The 23328-nt window shown below is 57.3% G+C and carries 27 protein-coding genes; 10 read left to right on the top strand and 17 right to left on the bottom strand.

Features of this window, described 5'->3' with window-relative positions:
• Window positions 1-5 precede the first annotated feature (5 nt).
• A complete protein-coding gene (locus tag AXW11_RS19480) occupies window positions 6-701 on the bottom strand; it encodes an aspartate/glutamate racemase family protein (protein ID WP_091641974.1) in 696 nt (231 codons plus the stop codon).
• Window positions 702-835: 134 nt separating this feature from the next.
• On the opposite strand from AXW11_RS19480, the gene AXW11_RS19475 reads away from it, so the two are divergent.
• From AXW11_RS19475 to AXW11_RS19460, 4 genes are all read left to right on the top strand, one after another.
• On the top strand, window positions 836-1750 hold the full coding sequence (locus tag AXW11_RS19475; protein WP_091641976.1) for a pirin family protein: 915 nt from the start codon (window positions 836-838) through the stop codon (window positions 1748-1750).
• Window positions 1751-1842: 92 nt separating this feature from the next.
• Window positions 1843-2874: an AraC family transcriptional regulator gene (locus AXW11_RS19470; RefSeq protein ID WP_091641978.1), complete on the top strand. Its 1032-nt coding sequence runs from the start codon at window positions 1843-1845 to the stop codon at window positions 2872-2874.
• A 153-nt stretch (window positions 2875-3027) separates the two neighbouring features.
• The gene (locus tag AXW11_RS19465; protein ID WP_091641980.1) at window positions 3028-4101 is read left to right on the top strand and encodes a class I SAM-dependent methyltransferase; all 1074 of its coding nucleotides are present in this window, start codon (window positions 3028-3030) and stop codon (window positions 4099-4101) included.
• Between the two features lie 125 nt (window positions 4102-4226).
• Window positions 4227-4820: a LysE family translocator gene (locus AXW11_RS19460; protein WP_091641981.1), complete on the top strand. Its 594-nt coding sequence runs from the start codon at window positions 4227-4229 to the stop codon at window positions 4818-4820.
• Here AXW11_RS19460 and AXW11_RS19455 read toward each other — a convergent pair.
• The 4 genes from AXW11_RS19455 to AXW11_RS19440 are packed head-to-tail and all read right to left on the bottom strand — an operon-like array spanning window position 4779 to window position 7881.
• Window positions 4779-5645: an AraC family transcriptional regulator gene (locus AXW11_RS19455; RefSeq protein WP_036208526.1), complete on the bottom strand. Its 867-nt coding sequence runs from the start codon at window positions 5643-5645 to the stop codon at window positions 4779-4781. The genes AXW11_RS19460 and AXW11_RS19455 overlap by 42 nt on opposite strands.
• Before the next feature lie 24 nt (window positions 5646-5669).
• On the bottom strand, window positions 5670-6002 hold the full coding sequence (locus AXW11_RS19450) for a YnfA family protein (RefSeq protein ID WP_036208334.1): 333 nt from the start codon (window positions 6000-6002) through the stop codon (window positions 5670-5672).
• Between the two features lie 51 nt (window positions 6003-6053).
• On the bottom strand, window positions 6054-6878 hold the full coding sequence (locus tag AXW11_RS19445; protein ID WP_091641984.1) for an HAD family hydrolase: 825 nt from the start codon (window positions 6876-6878) through the stop codon (window positions 6054-6056).
• A gap of 43 nt (window positions 6879-6921) precedes the next feature.
• Window positions 6922-7881, bottom strand: a complete 960-nt coding sequence (locus AXW11_RS19440) for a LysR family transcriptional regulator (RefSeq protein ID WP_052479410.1) — start codon at window positions 7879-7881, stop codon at window positions 6922-6924.
• A 118-nt stretch (window positions 7882-7999) separates the two neighbouring features.
• On the opposite strand from AXW11_RS19440, the gene AXW11_RS19435 reads away from it, so the two are divergent.
• Together AXW11_RS19435 and AXW11_RS19430 are read left to right on the top strand one after the other, a co-directional pair.
• Entirely contained in the window at window positions 8000-8230 is a 231-nt protein-coding gene (locus AXW11_RS19435; RefSeq protein ID WP_007154336.1) for a hypothetical protein, read from the top strand.
• An 88-nt stretch (window positions 8231-8318) separates the two neighbouring features.
• Complete coding sequence (locus AXW11_RS19430) at window positions 8319-9497, top strand: magnesium transporter (protein ID WP_041333132.1); 1179 nt, start codon at window positions 8319-8321, stop codon at window positions 9495-9497.
• Window positions 9498-9610: 113 nt separating this feature from the next.
• Here the strand turns inward: AXW11_RS19430 and AXW11_RS19425 are convergent, their stop codons facing one another.
• The gene (locus AXW11_RS19425; RefSeq protein WP_091641986.1) at window positions 9611-9877 is read right to left on the bottom strand and encodes a DksA/TraR family C4-type zinc finger protein; all 267 of its coding nucleotides are present in this window, start codon (window positions 9875-9877) and stop codon (window positions 9611-9613) included.
• A 198-nt stretch (window positions 9878-10075) separates the two neighbouring features.
• Here AXW11_RS19425 and AXW11_RS19420 point away from each other — a divergent pair, with 198 nt between their 5' ends.
• Both AXW11_RS19420 and AXW11_RS19415 read left to right on the top strand, forming a co-directional pair.
• Window positions 10076-10747, top strand: a complete 672-nt coding sequence (locus tag AXW11_RS19420) for an ABC transporter ATP-binding protein (protein WP_258955191.1) — start codon at window positions 10076-10078, stop codon at window positions 10745-10747.
• Complete coding sequence (locus AXW11_RS19415) at window positions 10737-13304, top strand: ABC transporter permease (RefSeq protein WP_258955192.1); 2568 nt, start codon at window positions 10737-10739, stop codon at window positions 13302-13304. The genes AXW11_RS19420 and AXW11_RS19415 overlap by 11 nt, the downstream gene beginning before the upstream one ends.
• 8 nt (window positions 13305-13312) lie before the next feature.
• On the opposite strand, the gene AXW11_RS19410 is transcribed toward AXW11_RS19415, so the two are convergent.
• A complete protein-coding gene (locus AXW11_RS19410) occupies window positions 13313-14059 on the bottom strand; it encodes an SDR family oxidoreductase (RefSeq protein WP_036208318.1) in 747 nt (248 codons plus the stop codon).
• 78 nt (window positions 14060-14137) lie between these two features.
• Window positions 14138-15199 carry a serine hydrolase gene (locus AXW11_RS19405; RefSeq protein WP_036208315.1) on the bottom strand — a complete coding sequence of 354 codons (1062 nt, stop codon included), beginning with the start codon at window positions 15197-15199 and terminating at the stop codon, window positions 14138-14140.
• A gap of 193 nt (window positions 15200-15392) precedes the next feature.
• On the opposite strand from AXW11_RS19405, the gene AXW11_RS19400 reads away from it, so the two are divergent.
• Window positions 15393-16574, top strand: a complete 1182-nt coding sequence (locus AXW11_RS19400; RefSeq protein ID WP_091641992.1) for a DUF418 domain-containing protein — start codon at window positions 15393-15395, stop codon at window positions 16572-16574.
• A gap of 43 nt (window positions 16575-16617) precedes the next feature.
• On the opposite strand, the gene AXW11_RS19395 is transcribed toward AXW11_RS19400, so the two are convergent.
• From AXW11_RS19395 to AXW11_RS19370, 6 genes are all read right to left on the bottom strand, one after another.
• Window positions 16618-16914 carry a hypothetical protein gene (locus tag AXW11_RS19395; protein WP_091641995.1) on the bottom strand — a complete coding sequence of 99 codons (297 nt, stop codon included), beginning with the start codon at window positions 16912-16914 and terminating at the stop codon, window positions 16618-16620.
• Complete coding sequence (locus AXW11_RS19390) at window positions 16911-17363, bottom strand: GNAT family N-acetyltransferase (RefSeq protein ID WP_075196882.1); 453 nt, start codon at window positions 17361-17363, stop codon at window positions 16911-16913. Before AXW11_RS19390 ends, AXW11_RS19395 begins: the two co-directional genes overlap by 4 nt.
• A 78-nt stretch (window positions 17364-17441) precedes the next feature.
• On the bottom strand, window positions 17442-17984 hold the full coding sequence (locus AXW11_RS19385) for a DinB family protein (RefSeq protein ID WP_091641997.1): 543 nt from the start codon (window positions 17982-17984) through the stop codon (window positions 17442-17444).
• 70 nt (window positions 17985-18054) lie between these two features.
• Window positions 18055-19140, bottom strand: coding sequence for a DNA glycosylase AlkZ-like family protein (locus AXW11_RS19380; RefSeq protein ID WP_286792617.1), 1086 nt, complete (start codon window positions 19138-19140; stop codon window positions 18055-18057).
• A 32-nt stretch (window positions 19141-19172) separates the two neighbouring features.
• A complete protein-coding gene (locus AXW11_RS19375) occupies window positions 19173-19913 on the bottom strand; it encodes a substrate-binding periplasmic protein (protein ID WP_091642002.1) in 741 nt (246 codons plus the stop codon).
• An 82-nt stretch (window positions 19914-19995) separates the two neighbouring features.
• Window positions 19996-20286 (bottom strand): DUF1330 domain-containing protein, encoded by a 291-nt coding sequence (locus AXW11_RS19370; protein ID WP_041333152.1) that lies wholly within the window; start codon window positions 20284-20286, stop codon window positions 19996-19998.
• A gap of 83 nt (window positions 20287-20369) precedes the next feature.
• Between AXW11_RS19370 and AXW11_RS19365 the strand changes: the two genes are divergently transcribed.
• A complete protein-coding gene (locus AXW11_RS19365) occupies window positions 20370-20702 on the top strand; it encodes a hypothetical protein (protein WP_041333154.1) in 333 nt (110 codons plus the stop codon).
• 415 nt (window positions 20703-21117) lie between these two features.
• Here the strand turns inward: AXW11_RS19365 and AXW11_RS19360 are convergent, their stop codons facing one another.
• The 3 genes from AXW11_RS19360 to AXW11_RS19350 form a co-directional block, all read right to left on the bottom strand.
• Complete coding sequence (locus AXW11_RS19360; RefSeq protein ID WP_041333157.1) at window positions 21118-21600, bottom strand: GNAT family N-acetyltransferase; 483 nt, start codon at window positions 21598-21600, stop codon at window positions 21118-21120.
• Between the two features lie 71 nt (window positions 21601-21671).
• Window positions 21672-22334, bottom strand: a complete 663-nt coding sequence (locus AXW11_RS19355; protein ID WP_091642005.1) for a hypothetical protein — start codon at window positions 22332-22334, stop codon at window positions 21672-21674.
• A gap of 302 nt (window positions 22335-22636) precedes the next feature.
• Window positions 22637-23326, bottom strand: coding sequence for a TSCPD domain-containing protein (locus AXW11_RS19350; RefSeq protein ID WP_036208278.1), 690 nt, complete (start codon window positions 23324-23326; stop codon window positions 22637-22639).
• Window positions 23327-23328 lie beyond the last annotated feature (2 nt).

The following is a 23328-nucleotide window of genomic DNA, read 5'->3' as shown; positions in this document are numbered from 1 at the left end:
TGAAATCAGTCCCTCGTGAGGGCCTGATTCACGGCCTGCGCTGCATGGATCGCCGTTGTGTCATACAGCGGGACGGGGGTATCGGTCTGCTTGATCAGCAGGCCGATTTCCGTGCATCCCAGGATGACCGCTTGCGCACCTTGCTCGGCCAGTGAGTTGATGACGGCCAGATACGCCTCCCGGGAAGGCGCCTGGATCTCGCCCTGGCAGAGTTCTTCGTAGATGACCCGATGAACCTCCGCCCGCTGGGGAGCATCCGGTGTGACCACCTCAATGCCAGCTGCTTCCAGGCGCTCGCGGTAGAAGGCCTGCTCCATGGTAAACCGTGTGCCCAGGAGCCCCACGCGCTGGATATTGTCCTGTGTCAGCACCTTCGCTGTGGCATCGGCAATGTGAAGCAGGGGGATGTTGATAGCCTCTTCAATCTCCGGCGCTACTTTGTGCATGGTGTTGGTGCCGATCATCAGAAAATCCGCTCCCGCGTTCTCCAGGGAAAGCGCTGCGCCGGAAAGAATTCTGGCGGTTGCCGGCCAGTCTCCCTGGTGTTGAAGCGCTTCAATTTCCGCGAAGTCCACGCTATAGAGCACCAGCTTTGCGGAATGCAATCCGCCCAGACGTGATTTCACGCCCTCATTGATCAGCCGGTAATAGGTTTGAGTGGATTCCCAACTCATACCGCCAAGAAGGCCAATGGTTTTCATAAAACGCTCCCTGTTCTAACAATGGTAGACACGATGAGACTAACAAATACGTCCGTAGCTGTATTGGATAGTTGAACATCTCAGGTATTCGGGGCAATGTGGAACTTCCCGAACATACGCATAGGAGCGGTGCCGTGAGTAATGTATTGGAGTCTGCCGAACAACGTTGCGACGCTATCGAGGCACCCTGCAGTGCAATTCAAACCATACTGAGCCCTCGCATCACGGATCTCGGTGGGTTTTCCGTGCGCCGCCTGCTACCGACTGCAAAACAGAAAATGGTTGGCCCCTGGATCTTTTTTGATGAAATGGGGCCGGCGGATTTTCCGGCGGGGCAGGGCATCAATGTGCGCCCGCATCCGCACATTGGCATAGCAACCGTGACCTACCTGTTCGAGGGCGAGATTCTCCATCGGGATTCCATCGGCAGCCTCCAGCCCATCCGCCCCGGCGACATTAACCTGATGGTGGCCGGCCGTGGCATCACCCATTCTGAACGTGAACGCCCCAGCATCACAGTAGAGGATCACCGGCTGCATGGCCTGCAGCTCTGGCTGGCGCTGCCGGAAGACCACGAGGAGACAGAGCCAGCTTTCCATCATTATCCAAGTGACGATATCCCGGCGATCACCATCCAGGATGTCCCGGTACGGGTTATGATCGGTAGCGCCTATGGTGTGGTTTCGCCGGTGCGACAATTCAGCGACACCCTATATCTGGAAGCCTCCCTCAAGGCCGGGCAGACACTCGAGCTGCCCGATGCCCCCGAACGTGCTGTTTACGTGGCCCAGGGCGGCCTGACGGCTCATGGCTCCGAACTGCCAGCGCACAGTATGACTGTGTTTGCTCGTGAACCGGGTGTATCCGTCACCGCTACGGAAGACACCCGCATCGCGGTGATCGGCGGTGAACCGGTAGGCCGCCGGTTTATCGAATGGAACTTTGTATCGTCCCGGAAAGAACGAATCGAGCAGGCCAAGGACGATTGGCGGGCAGGGCGGTTTGATAAGGTGGTTGGGGATGAGACGGAGTTCATTCCTTACGAATAAAGCGCTTTCCTGTTCGGGTTATGGTTGAATGAAATTTGACCAGATAGGCAGTCGCGTGTCTGTGAAACAGGATTGCGGTCGGAGCAACTGTCATGAGCGAGGATGTGCTTTCCGGATTGCTTCGTCGTATTCGCCTGCGGGGAGCACTGTTCTTCCATGTTGAATGTGCAGGTACCTGGGTGATCGAGGCGCCCGCCTCGGTCTTGATTTCTGGCACCGTCCTGCCGGCCTCTGAGCACCTGATGGAATACCATGTTGTGCTGCATGGCACCTGTTGGGCAGGCATAACGGGGGAGCCATCGTTTGAAATGAACGCCGGGGATGTCATTCTCTTTCCCCATGGTGATGCCCATGTGATGTCCTGTGCTCCCGGACTCCGGGCGGAGCCCGACCTTCCATTCCTGATTGCAAATCTCAAACGGCGTGCCGGCTTACCGTTTATGGTGCACCAGCAGGACAACAAACGCGTGCGTCCGGCCACTCCTCATGACGAAACCGACATATCCCAGCCAGTTGCCACGCTGTTGTGCGGCTTTCTGGGATGCGATCTCGGCCCCTTCAATCCTTTGCTCACGTCATTACCACGGATTATCCATGCTCGGGCCAGCGAGTTGTCTGAAAACAGCTGGACCGGCCAGTTGGCCAGGCTTGCGCAAGCCGAATCTGGCGCGAGACGGCCTGGTGGTGAAGCCGTTCTGGAACGGATGAGTGAAATGATGTTTGTGGATCTTATCCGGCTTTACCTGAGCACGATGCCGAAAACGCAGACCGGATGGCTCGCGGCCTTGAAGGATCGGCACCTGAGCCGGGTTCTCAGCCTGATGCACAGCCAGCCGGCGGAAGCCTGGACCCTGGAAAAGCTCTCGAGTCATGCCGGCCTTTCGCGCTCGGCGCTGCAGGAGCGTTTCGTTGAACTGATTGGGCGGCCACCCATGCAGTATCTTCGATGCTGGCGGATGCAGGTGGCGTCCAACCTATTGGTTGAAAGTAACGCCAAGCTGGCCACCATCGCCCATAAAGTGGGTTACGAATCGGAAGAAGCGTTCAGTCGCTCGTTCAAGCGTGCCGTTGGACAAGCCCCGGCGACCTGGCGCCGGGAGAGGTCGTTCCATGAACTCCGGTAGATCAGTCATGCTTGCCGGGCGGATGATCATTTTGCCCGAACCGGAATGCCTCCACTATGTTCATGTGAGCTGCGTGCCCGGTTTTCCTCAGGGAAGAGAGTAGGTTCGTCGCCACGACAACCTCATACCTCCACGGAATCCGGGAGAACGATCATGGAAGCAACTCAAGTTTTTGATGAAAACAAACTCAATGCCTTTGTCGGGCAGGTTCTTGGAGACCTTGGTGGCGCCTACAGCGCCGCCCTGGTCAAGATGGGTGATCGGCTAGGCCTGTATCGGGAGCTACAAAGTGGCGGGCCGGCAACCTCGTCTGAACTCGCCGAGAGAACCGGCTATTCCGAGCGCTATCTACGGGAATGGCTGGCCCATCAGGCGGCCTCGACTTACCTGGACTACAATCAGGCAACCAGGCGTTTCCGATTGCCTCCGGAGCAGGCGATGGTATTCGCAGATGAGAACAGCCCGGTTTATATGATTGGGGGCTTCGAAAATGCCTTTACTACGTTCGAGAACGAACCAAAGGTGCGCGCTGCGTTCCGCACAGGTGAAGGCGTTGCCTGGGGTGACCAGGCTCAATGTATGTTCTGTGCCGTTGCCAAGTTCTTTCGCCCAGGCTACGTGCATAACCTGGTTCAGAGCTGGTTGCCCGCCCTGGACGGTGTGGTAGAGAAGCTGCAGCGCGGAGCCAGAGTTGCCGATCTTGGCTGCGGCCATGGACACTCCACACTGTTGATGGCAGCGGCGTTTCCAAACTCGACGTTTGTGGGGTTCGACTTCCATGGGGGCTCCATTGACTCTGCCAATGCACACCGTGAAGAACACGGCCTTGACCCCGGCCGAGTGCGCTTTGAACAGGCGACGGCGAGTGATTTCGAGGAAGGCGATTTCGATCTGGTAACCTGTTTTGATGCCCTGCACGACATGGGAGACCCAGCGGGTACGGCCGCCCATGTGTTCGAAAAACTCAAACCGGATGGCACCTGGATGGTGGTTGAACCAATGGCCGCCGACGAACTCAGTGATAACTTCAACCCGGTTGGACGGCTGTTCTACGCAGCATCCACCAGTATCTGTGTGCCCACAGCCCTGGCACAGAAGACTGGTCTCGCGCTCGGCGCTCAGGCGGGAGAGCGAAAGCTGACAGAAGTAATCAAAGAAGGCGGTTTCCGCAAGGTCCGCAGAGCGGCGGAAACTCCGTTCAACATTGTTCTGGAAGCGCGCGCCTGAACTCGGTGCATGAGGTTCCAGGGGAAATATCGCCTGGAACCTCTTCGCGAACCGCAATTTTGTTCAATACCCGCTTCGGTGTTCGGGGCAAACTCCGCTCATAACCTGAACGGAGAATACCATCCATGAGCCTTTCCCTGATTCTGCCCATGTCCGCGTTTGCGTTGGCGGCGTCCATTTCCCCGGGGCCGGTCAACCTTGTTTGTCTGAGCAGTGGCACCCGCTATCCGGTTTCCCGGGGGCTGATCTTCGTAACCGGGGCAACCCTGGGCTTCATCGCACTGTTCGTTGCCGTGGGGCTGGGGCTCTATTCGCTGCTGACCATGGTGCCGATGCTGGAGACGTTGTTGCGATGGGGCGGTGTCGCATTCCTGCTTTATCTGAGTATAAAGCTGGCCATGGACAGCGGTCAGCTACCGGAAAAAGGTGTTGATAAGGCGCCGGGCTTCGGTACCGGGGCAATCATGCAGTGGCTGAACCCCAAAGCCTGGCTGGCCTCGGCGTCTGGCATCGGCGCCTATACCAGCGCCAACGACTTGAACCAGATCCTGTTGTTTGCGTCGCTCTACCTGCCGATTTGTTGGTTGTCCCTGGCGTGCTGGGTGTATGCGGGGGCTTTCCTGCGGCGATACGTGCAGCGGCCTGCGGTGCTGGTGACCATCAACCGGACTTTGGCTTTATTGCTTGCGATCAGTTGCCTGTATCTGGTGACTGGTTGAGGACTGTCGATACTGATTCGGCGTTGCCGCCATCAGCCGTTTGAACGTGCGCTGGAAATGAGGCTGGTCGGCGAAGCCTGCGTTCAGTGCCGCCTCGGCGATAGGGGTGCCGTTGGCGAGCTCAAGGCGCCCTAGCTGGATGCGGCGGTTGAGAAGATAGGCGTGGGGCGTAAGCCCGAAATATTGACGGAACGCCCGGATCAGGTGGCCAGCGCTGTAACCGGAAATTTCACAGAGCGTATCCAGCGATACGTCTTCTGCCATGTGGTTGTCCAGATAGCGCGCCAGCTCAGTCAGGGTATCCGGCGCCTTTGGTTGCTGAACCACCGGTTGCCGGGCCAACTCATGCATCAGGTCTGACAGGAACTCCACCACTTCGGTCTGCTTGTCGAGAAGGTCACGCTGAGCATCCAGAAGACACTCTGCCATGCGGCAGTAGCGTTCATACCAGATGGGCTCCGAGAGGGTTGCAGTGGCAATGTCCTGCCAGTGTGGGGTTGGCAGCAGCCCGGCCCGAAACCGCAGATCTGTCAACCATCCGGTATCCACATACAGCATCAGGTAGGCCCAGGGCTGGTTATCGATGGGATTGCAGGAATGAACCCACTCCGGGTTCATCAGTACCAGATCACCAGCGCGAACATGGAAAAGATCCTCCCGATACTGATAGGTGCTTTCGCCGCCGGTAATAGCGCCAATGGACCATTGCGTATGGCTGTGAGGGGCATAACAGACTTGGCGTCCGTCGCTGACCTTGCGTAATTCCACATGGGGCAGTCGGGCATCGCGCCAGAAAATGGGTTTACTCACGGTGGTGTTGGTCATGCCCGCCATCATATCCTCAGTGCGTTACGTGCCCCTGGGCGCAAACATAATGATGGCCATGCCCGTTAAAGCCACAGCCGTGCCCACCAGATCCCAGACCGTTGGCCGAACGCCATCCACGGCCCATAACCAAAGTATCGCCATAAAGATATAAACACCACCATAGGCTGCGTACACCCGGCCAGCGGCCGTCGGGTGCAGCGATAACAACCAGGCGAACGCGGCCAGGCTCAGGGCGCCGGGGATCAGCAGCCAGATGGTCTTGCCTTCCCGCAGCCACAGATAGGGCAGGTAGCAGCCGACGATCTCGGCCAGGGCGGTCACTAAAAAGAGGCCGACGGTTTTCAATTCTGGCATCACGCTGCTGTTTCCCGTTCAGTATCAGTCGGCGGCTTTCTCCGCGTTCATTTAGCCATGCTTCCGCTTGTACAGCCTGAGTATACCTCGAACCGTTACATCCAGCTGGCTGCCGGATGTGTAATCACCCCGTACCACGTAGTTGGCCCGCTCTTCGGAGATAAGCTTTTCGATCTTATTCTGGGTATTGCCGTCGCCCCATTTGTCACCGTCGAACACCGCTAGACTGCACCCGCCCTGCGCCTTCACCATTTTCATTGCCGGGATATCGGTGTCACCGTCGCCGAAATAGATCATGTGGTCGAAGGGCACGGGGCGTTCACCGGGTTCGATGTATTCGTTAATGGTGACGTTGTCCCAGCTGTTTTCGATGCCTTTGTTAATGCGGAAAAGGTACTGGGTTTTTGTGGTGTAATCGATGGCTACAGCGGGCCACTTGGCATGCCCTGTGGCTTCATCATAGTGATAGCGGCACCCAAAAATCTTCTTGAAATGCTTCGCCACCGGCGTGCCGCGAATCATCTCTTCCAGCCCACTGGAGACAATGTAATGGCTCAAGGCAATACCCTGGTCGCTGGCGAAGCGGTTGATGGCGTCAAACCAGTCCACGACTCCAGGGAACAGGGGGATGGACTTTCCGTAGGCCTGTAGATTCTCCGGTTTCAGCTCATCCCGCTTGCCCTCATCGTGGGCGCGTTTGGCCAGTTCGCCGAGGTAGGTGAGTATCTCATCGCCGTCCCGCTCACGGTTCTTGCGATTCACTTCCGGCCAGAAGTCGGGATGCTCGTTCAAACCCAAAGCCGGCATCAGGCCGTGTTCGGCGCAATTGCCTTTTGCGAGGGTGCCGTCGAAGTCATAGATCAGAGCGCATTGCATTGTCTTTTTGCCTTCTTCTCATGGATGACATCAGCGTAGCTGGTTATCGCAAACGACGCCCAGCGAGGCGATCTTTCTGGGCCCGGACGGCCTCTGTCAGAAAATCCATCAGCGCATGAATCCTCACCACGCCTCGCAGGTCCGGATGCATCAGAAACCACAGGCCGTATTCCAGCTCTGGGATGGGGTCGGTGAGTTGAACAATGTCCGGGTCCTCGTCCGCGAGATAGCAGGGCATCACGGCCAGCCCCATGCGGGAACGAATGGCGCTGAGGATGCTGACCAGAGTATCCACACGGTAAACACAGGCCTGCTTCAATGCGTGGTTATCCATCCACTGGTCCACGGAGGAATCTTGAAGCCTTGGCCCGGCACCAATCCAGGGCTCACTGGCAAGGGCTTCTATGGAGGTTCCCGGCGTCAGGCCGAGGTCTTTGTGAGCATAGACAGCCTGGCCGAGGGTTGTCAGTGGCCGGCCAATCAGGTTTTCCGGTGGACGGTTGGAGGGACGTATAGCCACGTCCGCCTCCCGACGTGTGAGATTGAACAACTGGTTGGACACCGCAACATCCAACACAATGCCTGGGTATTTGTGCCGGAACTGCGTGAACAACGGTGCCAGCACGCCCATCAGCAGAGAGTCCGTTGTGGTGGTCCAGATCTCGCCACTGGGCTCCAGGTCACGGCCGGCCACCTTGCGCTCGGCGGCCAGGGCGGCCTCGTCCATGACCTTTGCCGTGTCTGCGAGTTCTTCCCCTGCCAGTGTTGGCCGATAACCTGTGCGGCCTCTCTCAAAGAGAATCACCCCAAGGCGCTGCTCAACATCGCCCAGCCGCCGGAACACCGTAGCGTGGCTCACGCCCAACGCCCGCGACGCGCCTGAGAGCGAGCCAGAAGTAGCAATGGCGAGCACCAGTTCAAAGTCATTCCACGCCAGATTGCACCGTGTTCTCGCGGAGGCGGCGGGCGATTTTTTGGGTTGTTTATCTGTTCGTTTTTGCAAAGTCTGTTCTCGATTCTAGGGAATAGTTTGCAGTTTAGAACAAGTTTAGCATGTACCTGAACTCATACGACAACCAGTGCGATCCGCCACAAGGTGCGGCGCCAGGGAGGATAGAGACATGTTGATCTCAGCAGAAAAGACCTACCTTAGCGGTGGCAATTCGCTGGCTTTCCGCGAGCCGGCAGACGGTAATGCAAAAGAGTTGCACCGGAGCAGCATACCGCTCAGATATCGCGATGGGATGGGAGGCGTCAATCTTGAGCAAGTGAAGCGGGATCAGCGCAGGGCGCGTCGAGACCTCATGCGGGCGATGATCCGGGGCCTGAACCGGCTGCTACGTCTGCACTAGAAGAACGCTCCGGCTGCGGCACGCCAACCGGTGCTGATCGTTCAGTGTTGCTATAGTCAGATAACAAGCACTGATACCGGAGCGCGAAATGACCCAGAATATGGAATTGATCGAGCGGATTGAGCGTATGCGCGATCTCAATCCGCTGGACGCCGCTGAAGAACTGATGCAGTCACCCGTGGACGATATTCAGTTTATCCTTTCGCGATTGCCTGCTGAGCAGGCACAGCTCATCGCTTCACACCTGGGAGATCTGTCCGCACCGGAAGAAGCGGCGACCCGCGCAGTGCTTTCCGGCATGGAAGAAACCGTCGGCGAACTGATGACGCCGGTAACAGCAACATTACCGGACAGCTACACCGTGGCGGAGGCGCTGACCTTCATGGTGAAAAGCGCCGATGTTTCTGAGATCAGCTACATTTTTGTGACGGATAATGACTGCCTGGTGGGTGTGGTCGGCATGCGGGACCTGATTCTGGCCAAACCCTCTGAGGCGCTGGCTACCATTATGGTGCGAGAGCCGTTTGCGTTCCAGGAAGGCACGCTGGTGAAGGATGCAGTCAGTGAAGTGCTCTACCGACACTACCGCATGTACCCGGTGGTGGACGAGCAGCAGCACGTAGTGGGCGAGGTGCGGGGTTGGAAGCTCTACGAACGCATCGCATCGGAACTCAGCGCCCAGGCCGGTTCCCAATACGGTGTGGCAAAGGAAGAACAGATCAACACACCGGTGCTTGCGGCCTTTCGCATGCGACATCCCTGGCTGCAGGTGAACCTGATTACGGCGTTCGCTGCTGCCTTCGTGGTCGGCATGTTCGAGAGCACCATCGCACAGATTGTTGCGTTGGCGGCCTTCCTGCCGGTTCTTGCCGGGCAAAGCGGCAACACCGGTTGTCAGGCGCTGGCCATTACCCTGAGGGGCATCACCCTGGGGCAGATCAATGACTATCCGATCCGGCGATTGCTGCGCAAGGAAGTTCTACTGGGCGCACTCAATGGCGCTGCCGTCGGCGTCATTGCCGGTATTGCCATGTTTGCTTACGCCTTGTCCACCGATTCGGCCAACCCGGCCATGCTCGGCCTCGTAATCTTTATTGCCATGGTGGGCGCTTGCATGGGCAGCGGCATCTTCGGGGTGGCGGTGCCGTTGGTGCTCAAACGGTTCGGCGCCGACCCGGCCACCGCCAGCAGCATCTTTTTGACAACCTTCACCGACATTATCGGCATGGGCCTGATGCTGTTCCTTGCAACCTCGTTGGTGCTGTAACCACGTTGCCTGACAACAGGCTCGCTTTTCATCACTATGCGGGTTCTTTGAAGAGTTCCTTTCAAGCGGGAAAACACGCCAGCTTCACGTTTACGGATGCCGTATTTCTTGAACTAGCGCAGCTGACTGTCCTTGCTGCCACGGCGATTGATACCACCATGAGACGTTTCGTGTTTCTCAAGACTAGACTGACACGCAACGCAAAGTTGAACCCCGGGAATCGCTTTGCGGCGCGCTTCCGGAATCGCACTGTCACACTCCTCGCAATGGGTGGCACTCTCGCCGCTCACCAGTTGGCTGCGTGCGCGCTGCACCTCGTCGTCTACGCTCGCGTCGATCTGATCCTGAACGGCGCCATCCCGGGACCAACCACCTGCCATAGCGCTCTCCCATCTTTGCAAAAGTCGTGTAAAACTGCGTCTGACCCGTTTCGTACGGTGCGCTAGTCTGGAAAACTGCTCGTACTCTCAATGACTTTGAATCACTGTCAATCATTTTCCAGCTTCTGCGCGGCTGCCCGCTATCGTCATAATCGCCGTGCAAGCTACATTCTGTTATTAAAAAAGAAAGGTGCCTTTGTGTCCACCAGCGTCCAGATAAGCGACATTAACCTTACCTATCCAACCGAGTCCGGCACCGTCGCGGTGCTCAACAACGCTTCACTCACGATCCCGCCCGGCGACACACTGGCGATTACCGGCCCCTCCGGAAGCGGGAAAACCTCGCTGCTTCTGTTGCTATCCGGGCTCCAGCGCCCGACCAGTGGAGAGATCCTCGTGGGCAATCAACGCCTGGGCGAGATGGATGCAAACACCCTGGCCGACTGGCGCAGCGAACACCTGGGCATCATCTTTCAGTCCTTTCATTTGTTGCCGGGCCTGACGGCACTTGGGAACGTTAGTCTGCCGCTGGAAATCGCCGGGCAGGCGGATGCCCGCGAGCAGGCCCTTTCGATGCTGGAGGCGGTCGGCCTTACCCACCGGCTGCAGCATTATCCAGGACAGCTTTCCGGGGGCGAGCAACAGCGTGTCGCGATCGCACGGGCACTGGTGCACCAGCCAAGCCTGCTGCTGGGCGATGAGCCCACCGGCAACCTGGACCATGCCACTGGCGAAAAAGTGCTCTCACTGCTGTTCGACCTCCACAAGGAAAGCAAATCCACCCTGGTGCTGGTGACCCACGACGAACGTGTCGCGGAGCGCTGCCAGCACCGGGTCCGGATGGATGTTGGGCGCCTTTATGAAGCGTAACGCTCAGACAAAGCCGCTGTGGATGCTCAAATTCGCGATCACCGATCTGCGATCGCGCATCTCTGCGCTCAAGGTCTTTCTCGCCTGCCTTATCCTCGGCGTTACCCTGGTGGCCGCTACGGCCAGCCTCTACCGGGTGATCGAGCAGAGCCTGCTGGCGGATACCCGCATGCTGTTGGGTGGTGACGTGGAGCTGGATGCCAGTGAGCCGTTACCAAGTGACGTGATCGATTGGGTAGGGCGCACCGGGACTCTTTCGCTGGTTCGGGAGTTCGACACGATTGTCAGTGGCGAAAGCGGTGACGGCTTCTTTCGCGCTGAGATCCTGATTCCGGATGCGGCCTATCCGCTCTACGGTGAGTTGCAGCTAACGCCGGATCAGTCGCGTGCCGAGCTAACCGCACGCAAGGATGGCCGATGGGGCGCGGTCATCGACCCCTTGCTGGCCGAACGCCTGGGCCAGACCATCGGGGACCAGATCGAAATCGGCGCGGCCACCTTTCGCATCAGCGGCCTGATCCAGAAACAGCCGGACCGTCGCCTGAATGCCAACTGGCGTGGCCTGCCCATCATGATTTCCGAACAGGCGGTCGAGGCGACGGAACTGATCCGGCCAGGCAGCCGCGTGGACTACGAATACCGGGTGAAGACCGACCAGAATCTGGATACGTGGCTGGCGGACTTCGAACAGGCATTCCCGGAACCAAACTGGGACACCACTACCTTCGCCGAGCGCAGCGAACGCATCGCCGAACGGCTGGACCAGATTGCCACAGCGCTCATCCTGATTGCCTTCACCACGCTGTTTATTGGCGGCCTCGGTGTCGCCAACAGCATACACGCCTACCTGGATGAAAAACTGGGCACCATCGCCACCCTGCAGACACTCGGCCTGCGCCGTAAACCATTGGTGGCCATTTACCTGTTGCAGATCGGACTGCTGGGCAGCCTGGCTGGCCTGATCGGAGGCGGAATCGGACTGGGATTCTCCGCGGTGGCGATATCCCTGGCCGGCGACGCCTACGCGCTGTCCGGGCCCGAAGGGGCAGGGGGCTGGTTATCCCTGTGGTTTGTTCCCTTGCTGCTGAGCTGGCTGTTTGCGGTACTTACGGCCTACGTCTTCGCGCTACCGGCCCTGGCCAGGGCCCTGGCTGCGTCACCGGCTGGGCTGTTCCGGGGGCAGGTACAGGCCGCCCGTAACGAACCCCGCACATGGCGGATCGCGAGCTACGTGCTGCTGGCGATCTATATCAGCGCCACCTTGTTCTGGTTGCCGTCGCCGCAACTGGGATTCCTGTTCCTGCTGGCGGTGGTCGTACTCTGGGCCTTGCTGGAGGGCATCATCAAAGGGCTGCGGCGAGGAGCCAAAGCGCTGGAACACAGCGGCTTTGCTGACCGCAAGTTCGCCCGGCGGCTGGCGCTCGCCAACCTCCACCGGCCGGATTCGCCACTGAGGGCAACGTTGTTGTCGCTCGGCACCGCGTTGACCCTGGTGGTGGCCTGTACCCTGATGGTCACCACACTTCTGAGAGCACTGGAAACCACGATCCCGGCGGAATCCCCCGCGCTGATCCTCTACGAAGTGTTCCCGGACCAGATGGAGCCGCTCACGTCCGGCCTTGAATCGCTGGACCCGTCCAGCAGAACGGAACTTCTGCCACTGGTTCGCGCCCGAATGGCCGCCATCAATGAAGAGCCCATCCCAGACGCGCTCGCTGACGACCCCCGAGCCAGGCGCGAAGCCATGGGTGACGAATACAAGCTCACCTACCTGGCGGGAAATCCGGAAGGCCTTGAGCTGGTAAAAGGCAATTGGTGGAGCACTCCGGCCCCGGAAGGGCAGCCCGCCTACATGGCGATGGAAGACCGCGAAGCCAACGCACTCGGGCTAACGGTGGGCGATCGGATTGAGTTCACGGCCCAGGACCAGCCGATTGTCGTCGAAATTCGGGCCATCTACCGCCAGAAAGGCCTACAGACCCGATTCTGGTTTGAAGGCGTTCTGCAGCAAGGCGCCCTGGATGGATTGATCAGCCTTTACGTCGGCGCGGTCTACCAGAGCGACCCCGCCGCCAAGGAATCGCAGCAATGGCTGGCCAGCAACATCCCCAACGTCATCACACTGCGCACGGCTGACTGGCTTGAAACTGCGGGAGATCTGCTCAACAAGGCAGCCGCTGGCCTTGCGGCGGTTGCGTCCGTCAGCCTGCTGGCAAGCCTGTTGGTGTTGTCCAGCGTGGTCAGCGTCAGCCGCAGGCGCCAACTCTACGAGGCCAACCTGCTGCATTGTCTCGGTGCCCGGCACCAGGCCATCCGGAACTCCATGCTGCTGGAAACCGGCTTGCTGACCTTTCTCGCAACGGTGTTTGCCACGGCGCTGGGTTCGCTGATCGCGCTGCCGGTGGCAGACCTGGCGCTCAAACTGCCAGCGGGAGATCTGTGGTGGATCGGCGCACTGGTGGCCGGCGTCGTCAGCGCGCTGGCGTTGCTGGGTGGCTTGCTGCCCACGTTGAGGGCGATGCGGCTGAATCCGGCGGTTCTGTTGCGGGATGGGTAATTGACTGGTTACATCGCCCTCGCGAACAACCCAAAGGGCAGGGCCTTCAACACGTAACTGAGCGGTGTCCAGGGCCACCAGGGCACATAGGCGCGGCGTACCTCGGAATCGATCGCTTTCACCAGAGCTTTTACGCCGGTTTCCAGATCCACCCGGAAGGGGGCGTTCTTGGTATCGCGGTTGATGTCGGTGAGGATGTAGCCCGGCATGATGTTGCTGACGTTGATGGGCTTGCCCTTGGTGTCCAGTTGCAGGCCTTCAGCCAGTGACGCTACGGCGGCCTTGGTGGCTGCGTAGACGTTGATAGGGCCACGGAAGCCGCGAACACCGCTGACTGACGACATCAGTACCAGATGCCCACTGTTCTGTTCCCGGAAAATCTCCATCGCCGCCTCGCTCTGGGCAATGGCGGCGATGAAGTTGGTTTCCGCCGTCTGCCGGTTGGCGGCAAAGTGCCCGCGCCCAATCGGCTGGGAGCTGCCAATACCTGCATTCACCACCACGCGGTCAAGGCCGCCCAGCTCTTCCCGAAAGCCCCGGAATACCTCGAACACCTGCTCGTAGTCGCACACGTCCAGGCCGCGGACCAGCACCCGAATATCGGGGTAGGCCTGCTGTAATTCCCGCTGTAATGCCTCCATCTTATCCGCCCGCCGCGCACAGAGCGCAAGATTACAGCCCTTGGCGGCCCATTCGCGGGCCATGCCTTCACCGAGGCCGGTGCTGGCACCGGTAATCAGAATGTTCTTTCTCATTGGTTATGCCTTGGCTGGTTCGATTTGTTTGAGATCAGCCTAGCATGATTGGGTGAGTTTGGAATTGGGTGACGCGCCTTAATCTACGGTCCTCGTTAGCCCCGACTCATGCAGCGCATTGCCAATCGCCTGATAGGCTCTTTCCGCTTCCGACAGGGCTGCATAATCGCGTGCGCAAACCGCGACGATAACCGCTTCATCGGGTGCCTGGGGGTTGAGCAGGCCGATATCGCAGGAGCGGGCCACCTGGGTGCCGGTTTTGTGGGCGAAATGGGTGCCCGCTGGCAAGCCCCCTGCAATCCGGTGATCACCCGTGGTGATTTCGGATAGATACCCCAGCAATTGGTCCGTGTGGGCGTCATTCAACAGTTCGCCCCTGACCAGTTGCTCCAGCAATGCCCCGAAGGCTTCGAGACTGCCTGAGTTGATTCCCCGCTGGTAATAGCGCTCAAAGGCTTCACGCACGCCTTTGGCATCCGCCTCTCTTGCAGTAATGTTGAGTTTTTTCAGCAACATATCGTACCGCGCCTGGTAGGTGCGGGCGGTTTTCAGATCGATGAAATCACGATTGGTCAGCACCGAAACACTGGGGTGAACTTCCCTGTATGCGTCGTAGCGCACCTGGAGGATCGTGGTAATCGGCCCCAGCCCTTCGGGAACCAGCCGTGCCACATCCTCTCCGAATGATTTCTCGCCAAGAAAACGTATCAACATGTCGGTTGCTGTGCTGTCACTGTCGACAATAGAGCGTCTGTTGAGCTCTTCCAGGCTGTAACGGGCACCGGGGTCCACCCAGAGCAGATCTCCAGTGCCATCCACATAATCTGCAGCCCGGAGAGTGAGTTTCTGCTCCAGATCCAGGCCTTCGTTCTCGGCACGTTGCATCAATACGATGGCTAGCGGAATTTTGACGGTAGAGGCCAGATACCAGTCCTGGTCGATGTTATGAGAAACCTTCTGACCCGTACCCAGATGACGGATGTAGACCCCGAGATCGCCAGAGAAGGTTCGGTCAATGCGTTCGATTTCTTTCTGCAGAGTCGGGGACCAGTCATCGGCCTGGGCCGCAGAACCCAGGCTGAGAACGAAGAGGGCCAACAGTGCCGCACCGGCCTGCGAGAAGATAGGTTGCAGATTCATGGGGCTCCCTGTTTGCGCCGGGTTACAAATGCTAAGGGTTCCAATGCTGCGTGCACAGTCCGACGGCTGTCAACGAACCGCCAGTTACGATCCGGTAGCCTTCAAGCGATCTTCATCTATTACCGCTAAACCTGATATGCGAAGGTTGCGTTTATACGGAAAGAACCCAACTGCGGCGCAGGGAGTATCCGAAATGGCGAGCAAAGGCGAACGTATTGACGGTCTGGATGCCCTTCGGGGCTTTGCCATCTTCGGTATCCTGCTGATTAATATTCAGGTGTTCTCGGGCTGGGGGTTCGTCTCCGCTGACACAAGGCAAGCGTTAACCTGGTCGGAATGGGACGAACCCATCGCCACCTGGCTGGACATCCTGGTGCGGGCCAAGTTCTATAGCCTGTTCTCCCTGCTGTTTGGTTACAGCTTCATGATGCTGGCCCAGCGGGTACAGCAAAGCCCCGTCCGCTATCACTTGCGGCGAATGCTGGGGCTGCTGGTTATTGGCACCGCCCATTCCCTGTTCCTATCCCCGTGGGACATCCTCATGCTGTACGGGGTAATGGGGCTTTTCCTGGGGGCCTTCCTGAACGTTCGCGCTCCAACGCTGGCTGCCTGCGGCGTTGCCCTGCTGATAGTCACGGCTGTAGCACTCTGGTTCGCGCCCCAGTTGGGGTTGGCGGATCTCGGAAGCGGCACTTCACTGCGCCTGCTGCAGGACAATGTGCCAGCCCTGAGTGGGGGGAGTTACCTGGAGGTGGTCGAAGCCAATGCCTACCTCAGCGTCAGCGTGTTTCTGGATCGGATTGAACACCTGCGCCCCCTACGGGTGATGGCGATGTTTCTATTTGGCGCCGCTGCTGCCCGCCTGCACCTGGCGGAGCGCAATTCGGGCCATGTCCGGCTATTGATTGTGGTGGCACTGGTTGGCCTGGTGGTCGGCACCGCCCTGGCCATGGCCGAGGTCAAACTGGGTGAAGAGAGCCTGGCCCACAGGGTTGTAAGTTTGCTGGGCGGTGTAGGCGCTCCACCGTTGCTTGCCATGGGCTATGGTGCCGTTCTGCTGCTTTGGTGGCGGGGCAGGGGACGCTTGACCGGGGCGGTTCGCTCGGCCCTTGCGCCAACCGGTCGTATGGCACTCACCAACTACATTCTGCAGTCCGCCGTCTGCATCTGCGTGTTCTATGGCATGTGGGGCGACCGCTTCGCCTCACTCTCGCTCGCAGCGCTGATGCTGTATTCAACGGTATTTTTCATGGCCCAGATGATCTTCAGCGCTGTCTGGCTGCGGCTGTTCACCCAAGGGCCCCTGGAATGGCTCTGGCGCTGGCAGATGAAGCGCAAGCGGCCGAGGTTGCTCCGGACATCAACAGTGACATGAAAAACGAAAATACGATTCTGTGATATTTGCGGTCAATCATTCTTTATCTCTTCAATACATTGGTAGAGCCCGGCAAGGGTTCTCCAGGGCAGTTCAGGCTCTTTATCGTCTTTTCCTTCAGCCAGATCGTCTCACCCTGATACGGATGTTCTCTCCAGTCTTCTGTCACCTCAATACAAAAACCGGGCAAATCGGGCAGGCGTTTGATAAAGGTTTTTGGATAACCTTCGGGCTTTTCACCAATAATGGCAGAATCCGAGTTTTTCAGATCGACGGCTGATTGTTGCGAAGCACAACCAATAAGGCCTATGCCCAAAAGTATGGTGAAAATGCGCTTCATAGCGTGGACCCATCCAGATCTTTCACATAAACATGAGTCGTCTTTGTATGCTCGAAACCGATAGACGGGTAAAACCCATGGGACTCCGAACGACTCACATTGGATCGTACCACAACCCGTGACAGCCCTTTGGCGCGGGACCAGTCTTCAACAGCCTGAACGAGCAAGCGCCCAACACCCGCCCGTCGAACATTGGCGCTCACAACCAGCCCAGTGATCTCAGAGGTAAACAGCTCACGGATAGAAATACGCCTCTCGGCGACCGCCCACCCAACCACTGCGGCATCTGAAATAGCCACCCATATCTGATGGCTCGGGGATTCCAACAACGCCTCTAGCCATGCCCCAGTCTGAGATTCGTTGGAGGAATACCCCCATTCCAGAACAAGGTGGTGTATGCCCGAGAGGTGTTCAGCTGTTCCTTGCTGGATCGAGATATCCATATTCATTCAAAAGACCTGCTTCCAGAGTTCATCGTTACCTCCCAACCCGTAGGTAAAAAGGACCGGATGAGGTTGTTTGTCGTGTTATACCTGCGTTTCATTCGGAATCCGTTCCAACAGGTCGGTAACGCCAACATCCATGCCTGCCTGCGACAGCAACGTTGAAACTTGCCCGCGATGGTGGGTTTGATGGTTAAAGAAATGGAGAACCAGGCTCGAATACCGCTTGTTGGCGGAAACACCTTTCATGTTGTGATAACTGAGAACAATATCCAGGTCGCCTTCGGAGAGATGGGATATCCAGTCGATAATCTGGCGATCCAGCCAGATCCGGTGTTCCTTCAAGCCGTCCAGATCGTCAAAGACAATCTGATCCAGGCTCTTAGGGTTTTCAAGATCAACGACAGCCTGAAATGAGTCCAGGCAGGATGGGTGGGTCACGAAACGTTTGAACCATAGGGTGTCAGCCACAACGATGTGATTGAGCGTTCCCAGAATGGAGCCGAAGAAGGCCCCACGGTCCTTGGTTAGCTCCGAGGCGGAGAGGCGACCGGCCGCTTCGTAGACCTTTGCGTTCATCCACTGATTGTAAGCGGCCAATAATTGGAAATGTTCTTTCAGACCCATCGGGGCTTCTCCCAGGTGGAGGGTGTCACTTCAAGTACACTGCTCTCATTTTACGCACGCACACCGAGCCTCACAGCGAAAGAAAGCGCTCGAGGCGTACCCGCTCGTCCTGCAACGCTGGCTTGAACGCGGCGTCGCCTGGGGCATGTCCGCTCACATACCCTGGCTCTAGCTCCAATTGCCCATCACGTACGGCGGCATTAGCCCAGCCTATGACATGACCGCGCCACAGCATAGGTAGTGCATAGTAACCACGCACCCGTTTTGGTGCCGGAGTGTAGGCCTCAAAACGGTAGGCCCAGCCCCAGAAACGCTCAAAGCGATCGCGGTCCCAAACTAAAGGATCGAAGGGCGCCAGTAGGCGCAGGCGGTCATCCAGCATATTGTCACTCGCAAAGCGGCGACTGCCAGGATTCTCGCCGATGGGCCAAAACCAGCGACAGCCATCGACTGTCGCCTGGGGCAGGCGAGCCTTTGCACGCGCGAGTGCTTCACGACGACGCTCGCGCCACTGCGGGACCGCTGAAGAACTCACGCTCGTTACCAGGCGGCTGAGCGTAGCCGCAGGCAGCGGGGCATACTTTGCGACTGCTACGTCGACCAATGCGTCCAGTGTGGTATCCGGGTTCACCGCGTCGTGCCCATCAGCGAGCGGCGGCGCATACAGGCGTACCCCGGCTTCGCGCCTTGCCACACGCAGCATCCCACGATAATGCATGCCGTCCAAGAGCTGCGTACTGGCACGGCTATTACCGCCGAACCAATTCTTGGTGGTGCCATGCTCGAAGGCTGAGTCCACCTCGCGCGGGTGAACGACACCACGGCTTTGCACAAATTCCTGCACCGCCTGCGCCTGTTCCCAGCGTGAGCGTGGCCACTCGGTGCGCGCCGTGCGCGGGTGCATAAGGCGCTGAGTGGTGCGGGGCAGAACCCCGTAGTTGATAAAGAAATCTTCCTCGATCGCCAGGCGCGGGTAGCGAGCTTCCAGGTCACCCGCCTGGTAGTCGATAACACGATGGCGGAGCATCAAATCCTGCGCCCGTGCCGGCGCTCGTATTGGGTCGAGCTGGACAAAACCCAGTTTATTAATCGCACGTGCCAAAGTGGTCGGCTTGAAGAGACTGCGCGAGATGGCGTAGCGGCGCAAATGATCCATGGTGAGGGTAGCGGTCATAGTAATCAGTTGCCTTACTTGTCCGGCTGAATCGAGATGTGCCGGTCCGGCGGCGGCAGTTTGGGTAGCATGGCTTCCGCATCAACCGTGCGGGTAGCGAAAAAGGCTTCCGCCGCTTCAATCAGAGCCGCCTCGGTTTTGAGGATACCAAGATAGACCGGCCATTCGGCGTCGATCAGTTCCGTGCTGTAAAAATTCGGATCGACTTCCACCAACTTTGCCAGAAACCGGAACTCCATTTCGTTCATGACGGCGTAATCGCAGCGTTTGTTCAGAAACATGCCCAGCATCTGTTGGGCATTGTAAGAGTCATGGCGGGCCAGGTTGGTACCAATCCGCCGCTCAAGTTGATCACTGTAGACAAACCATTTTCGCAGACAGATGCTGCCATCAAGATCATCGAAGGAGGCCGGTTGCCGGCCAGGTTGTGCGAACAGACGATCACGCCAGGTTAACACCGGTCCGACGGCGTGCATCCGGCTTGGTAGCGGCATCCACAACGGGTTGGCAAAAACCGCGTTGGCTTGTCCTTTTTCCAGGGCCCAGGCCTGGCGCTTGCGCGGCATCGGGCGGAAACCGGCTGTAATACCGGCCTCCAGGCTGAACTCATTGATCACCTCAACCAGAATGCCCTTGTTAAGGGTGTCACCGTAATAAAACGGCAGAAAACCCTCGTCCGACCCCATAATTTCGAGCGTTTGAGAAGAAACTGGAAGGCACCAGAATGCGACGATGATCAGCAAACCTACTCTCATGAAAATTCCTCTTATGCTCCGATCAAAGGCTAGGAGCGCCTACTGTACCGGGGTAAGTCCTCTTTTGAGACTGCAAAGGCCTCTAGGAGTCGGCTTCATAACTGATCAAATCCACCTCCGCTGCCTGCATACGCAGAGGGACGAGGGCCTGATACGCGGCGGAATCGTGCCATCTGACAACGACCTCCATGCTTGGGAAGCGGATAACCACGGTATCTGTATGAGGGTGTTGCCCGCTCAAGACTCTTGCTTGCGTGCCGCGAAGCACAAGTTCGGCGCCCCAGGGCTCCAGGGTATCGGGGACTTGGCGGCGGTATTCTTCCCATCTGGCTGGGTCTTTTATGGTGATTTGGCCGATTACGTAGGCTGTCATTTGTGGACCTATCTTGTTGTCGGTTTTGTTTTCCGTATCGGTTCTCTTTCGCTAGGCTACCAGCAATTCACATGGAGGCGAACATGAAAGGATTCCGCGCTTTAGTCTGTGCATTGTTAATTTCTCTTCCTGTCCTGGGCTATTCCGGCACGTTGGTACTCTCGCAACATCTGGCCTTGGAATATCCGGAGCCTGAACAGATCTCCCATTCGAGCAACATGCTCATCCTCAAATACGACGATTGGGCATTGTCCCATCAGGTTGTGGATGGAGAGTCGATGTATTCTCAGGTGGACCTCACAGGTGTTACTGGCAAGTTTATTCAATCCATATTCATTCCTGAAAAGCGCTCCGTACTACCAAACTGGCTGCAACTGCTTGCGGAAGAGCAGGGCAGGGTATCTGTCCGTGTTTGACCGGGCAGCCATTCATCACATCGTGATTCAGGGGACTGAAGAGCGGTATCAAGAGGTGATCAACAACATCAGGGAGCTTACGAGCTAATCTCGGAATCAGGCGAATGCGACGAAGCGATGAAGTTTGTTCCAGAACCGCTAAGCCCCGGAGAAAGTGCTCTGAAATGGTTGTCCAGGGAAGCCAGAAGCAAATTCCTGAAAACGCTTGCTGAGAACAAGGAGCACTATACTCTGTGCGTTAAAGCTGCTGCTTACCGTATGGCTCAGTGTTTTCATATGGCGGCGTTGGGGGGTTAAATAGATCTGTCCCGGATTTCTCGCTGAAGCGCCAACACAAAATAACCGCGGGGCTTTTTCTACAGCTTCAACGCCTGAGTTGGGCGGCAATTTCGTCGACTCCTACTGTTGCTGGAGATTATCCAATTGAGCTCTGCCTTTTTTCGAGCCGATAACGCAAGAAGGTTTTATCTGCGACCTCTAATTGCCCATTTTTACGGAAGCCTAAACGCAGCAAGCCTTTAATATTCTTCCTCGTGGGCGGGAGGAGCACCGTGACCGCCTCGAAACCCATTTCTCCAAAAGCTCGACGAATTATTTCGCTGTAGAGGGTTTTCCCTAATCCCCAATGATCCGGGTGCAGTACTAATCCCAAGTCAGCTTCCCCGTTCTCGCGTTGTAATCCACCCCAGCCGACAAACTGACCATCAACGACAAACGCCCACGGACCGTAACCATCTTCTTTCCATAGCCGTTCTTTTGCAGCAATAAATTCCTCGCAGTCGCTTTCCCCGAAACAACTGGTTGCCAAAGGCATATGCCGCCGCACCAACGGATTATTCATTAGTTCGATAATTTCGGAGCTATCGACTTCCGTTAGCCGCTTGAATTCAGTAGTCATCACTGTTCACTTTGCCGCCCAACGCCTTGCAGCAGGGGCGCGACGTCAGGAGCGTCCCTTGCCTGCATTTGTTAACTTTCGTCTTTAAGATTTTCTGGCAGTTTCACCTTGCCGCTCTCCACGAAATCACCTAGCGTTCGTAGCCGACGATAATGTGCCATAAGAACTTTTAACGTAACCTCGGGATCTGCTGTTTTGTCCTGAAGTTCCTTCAAACTTTGAAAGCCTAGGTGCTTTGCGAGCTCCTCAGACATATTATTTAATTCTTTTGCCTCAGATGCCGCGAGCGAAGCATATTCGCGGTTCTGCTGCCGCCGGCGCTTCGCTATATCGAGCCTCGCGCGGTCAATTCGTTTGAATGCCTCAACTGCGGTAACACCTGCGCCCAATAAGATTCCTACTGACTTGGCCACCTGAAGGGCAACATCAGGGTTTATCAGAAGGTCTATCCATCCTGGAGAAGCATACTGAATAGACTGAACGGTTGGGCGCTGTTGCTTCGGAATTTGATTGAAAAGCACCGCATAAAGGTTTACGTAGCTGTATCCGCCCTGCCACGGATATTCATGGAATGTCTTGTTTACTCTGTCGACTATTCTAGGATCTAGCTCTTGGGAGCTATCAAAATGAAAAACAAACGAATGCGCTTGCTGGTAGGCATAGGGGAATCCGTAAAGGTCTTCCAGGGCCCAACGTTCATCCATTAATACTCGGTAGATGCCAGTGTCTTCCACACTTACTCCCTTGAAAGTTAACAGCAGTTAGACCGACGTCTCAGTGATTGCCAAAATTTGACCGCTTCGTTATTACGTTTCACGATCTCGGAAACCCCTTAAATACTCGTTAAAACTAGCCGTAAATCCAATAACTTGCAAAGCGAAACAGCCCAGCTGGCAGGTTCTATACTGCGCAATCATGAGGCGGTCGCATTTCCGCAATCATAAAACAGTCCAATGATTCCGGAGACCCCGAAAACAAAAAAGGCCCGAAGCTTTAACACTTCAGGCCTTCTCATCACTCACTGCAGTCAATCACCTCAACCGCACTTGCTATCGCCGCAAGACAGGCAAGTCGCACACCCGTCCATCACGATCACCGCCTTGGTGCTGCACTTGCCGCACATGGTGGCGTTGGGCGGGTAGTCGCCGGCTTTGTCGTCGTTCGTGGCCGTGGTGTGGCTGGCTTCGAATTCGGCGCGTTTTTCGGCGAGGATGCGCTTGGTGACTTCGCTCATTTCCTCACTCTCAATCAGGCCAATGGCCTTGAGGTGCTTCTCGATCACGGCGCCAATTTCAGCGACGAGAGAGGGCATGAACACGCCGCCTTTCTTGAAGTAGCCGCCGTTGGGGTCGTACACGCTGCGCAGTTCTTCCACCAGGAAGGTGACGTCGCCGCCTTTGCGGAACACGGCGGAGACAACGCGGGTGAGGGCGATTACCCACTGGAAGTGTTCCATCGACTTGGAGTTGATGAACACTTCATACGGCTGCCGGCTTTCGTGGTCGGTGCCTTCGTTGAGCAGGATGTCATTAATGGTGATGTACATCGCGTGCTCGGCCACCGGCGGTTTGATCTTGTAGGTGGTGCCCAGCAGGAAGTCCGGCCGTTCGATGTATTCGTTCATCTCAACCGGTTTGTTTTCCGGCTGCGCGGCTGGCTGAGCTGCTTCTGGGTCGGCTTTCTTTACGCGGTAGCCGACGATTTTGTTGCTGATTTTAACGGTCATGT

It is taken from the genome of Marinobacter sp. Hex_13, from assembly GCF_001566815.1.
GTDB lineage: Bacteria > Pseudomonadota > Gammaproteobacteria > Pseudomonadales > Oleiphilaceae > Marinobacter > Marinobacter salarius.
Note: the sequence above shows the minus strand (reverse complement) of the source record. Positions and strands in the feature narration are given on the sequence as shown.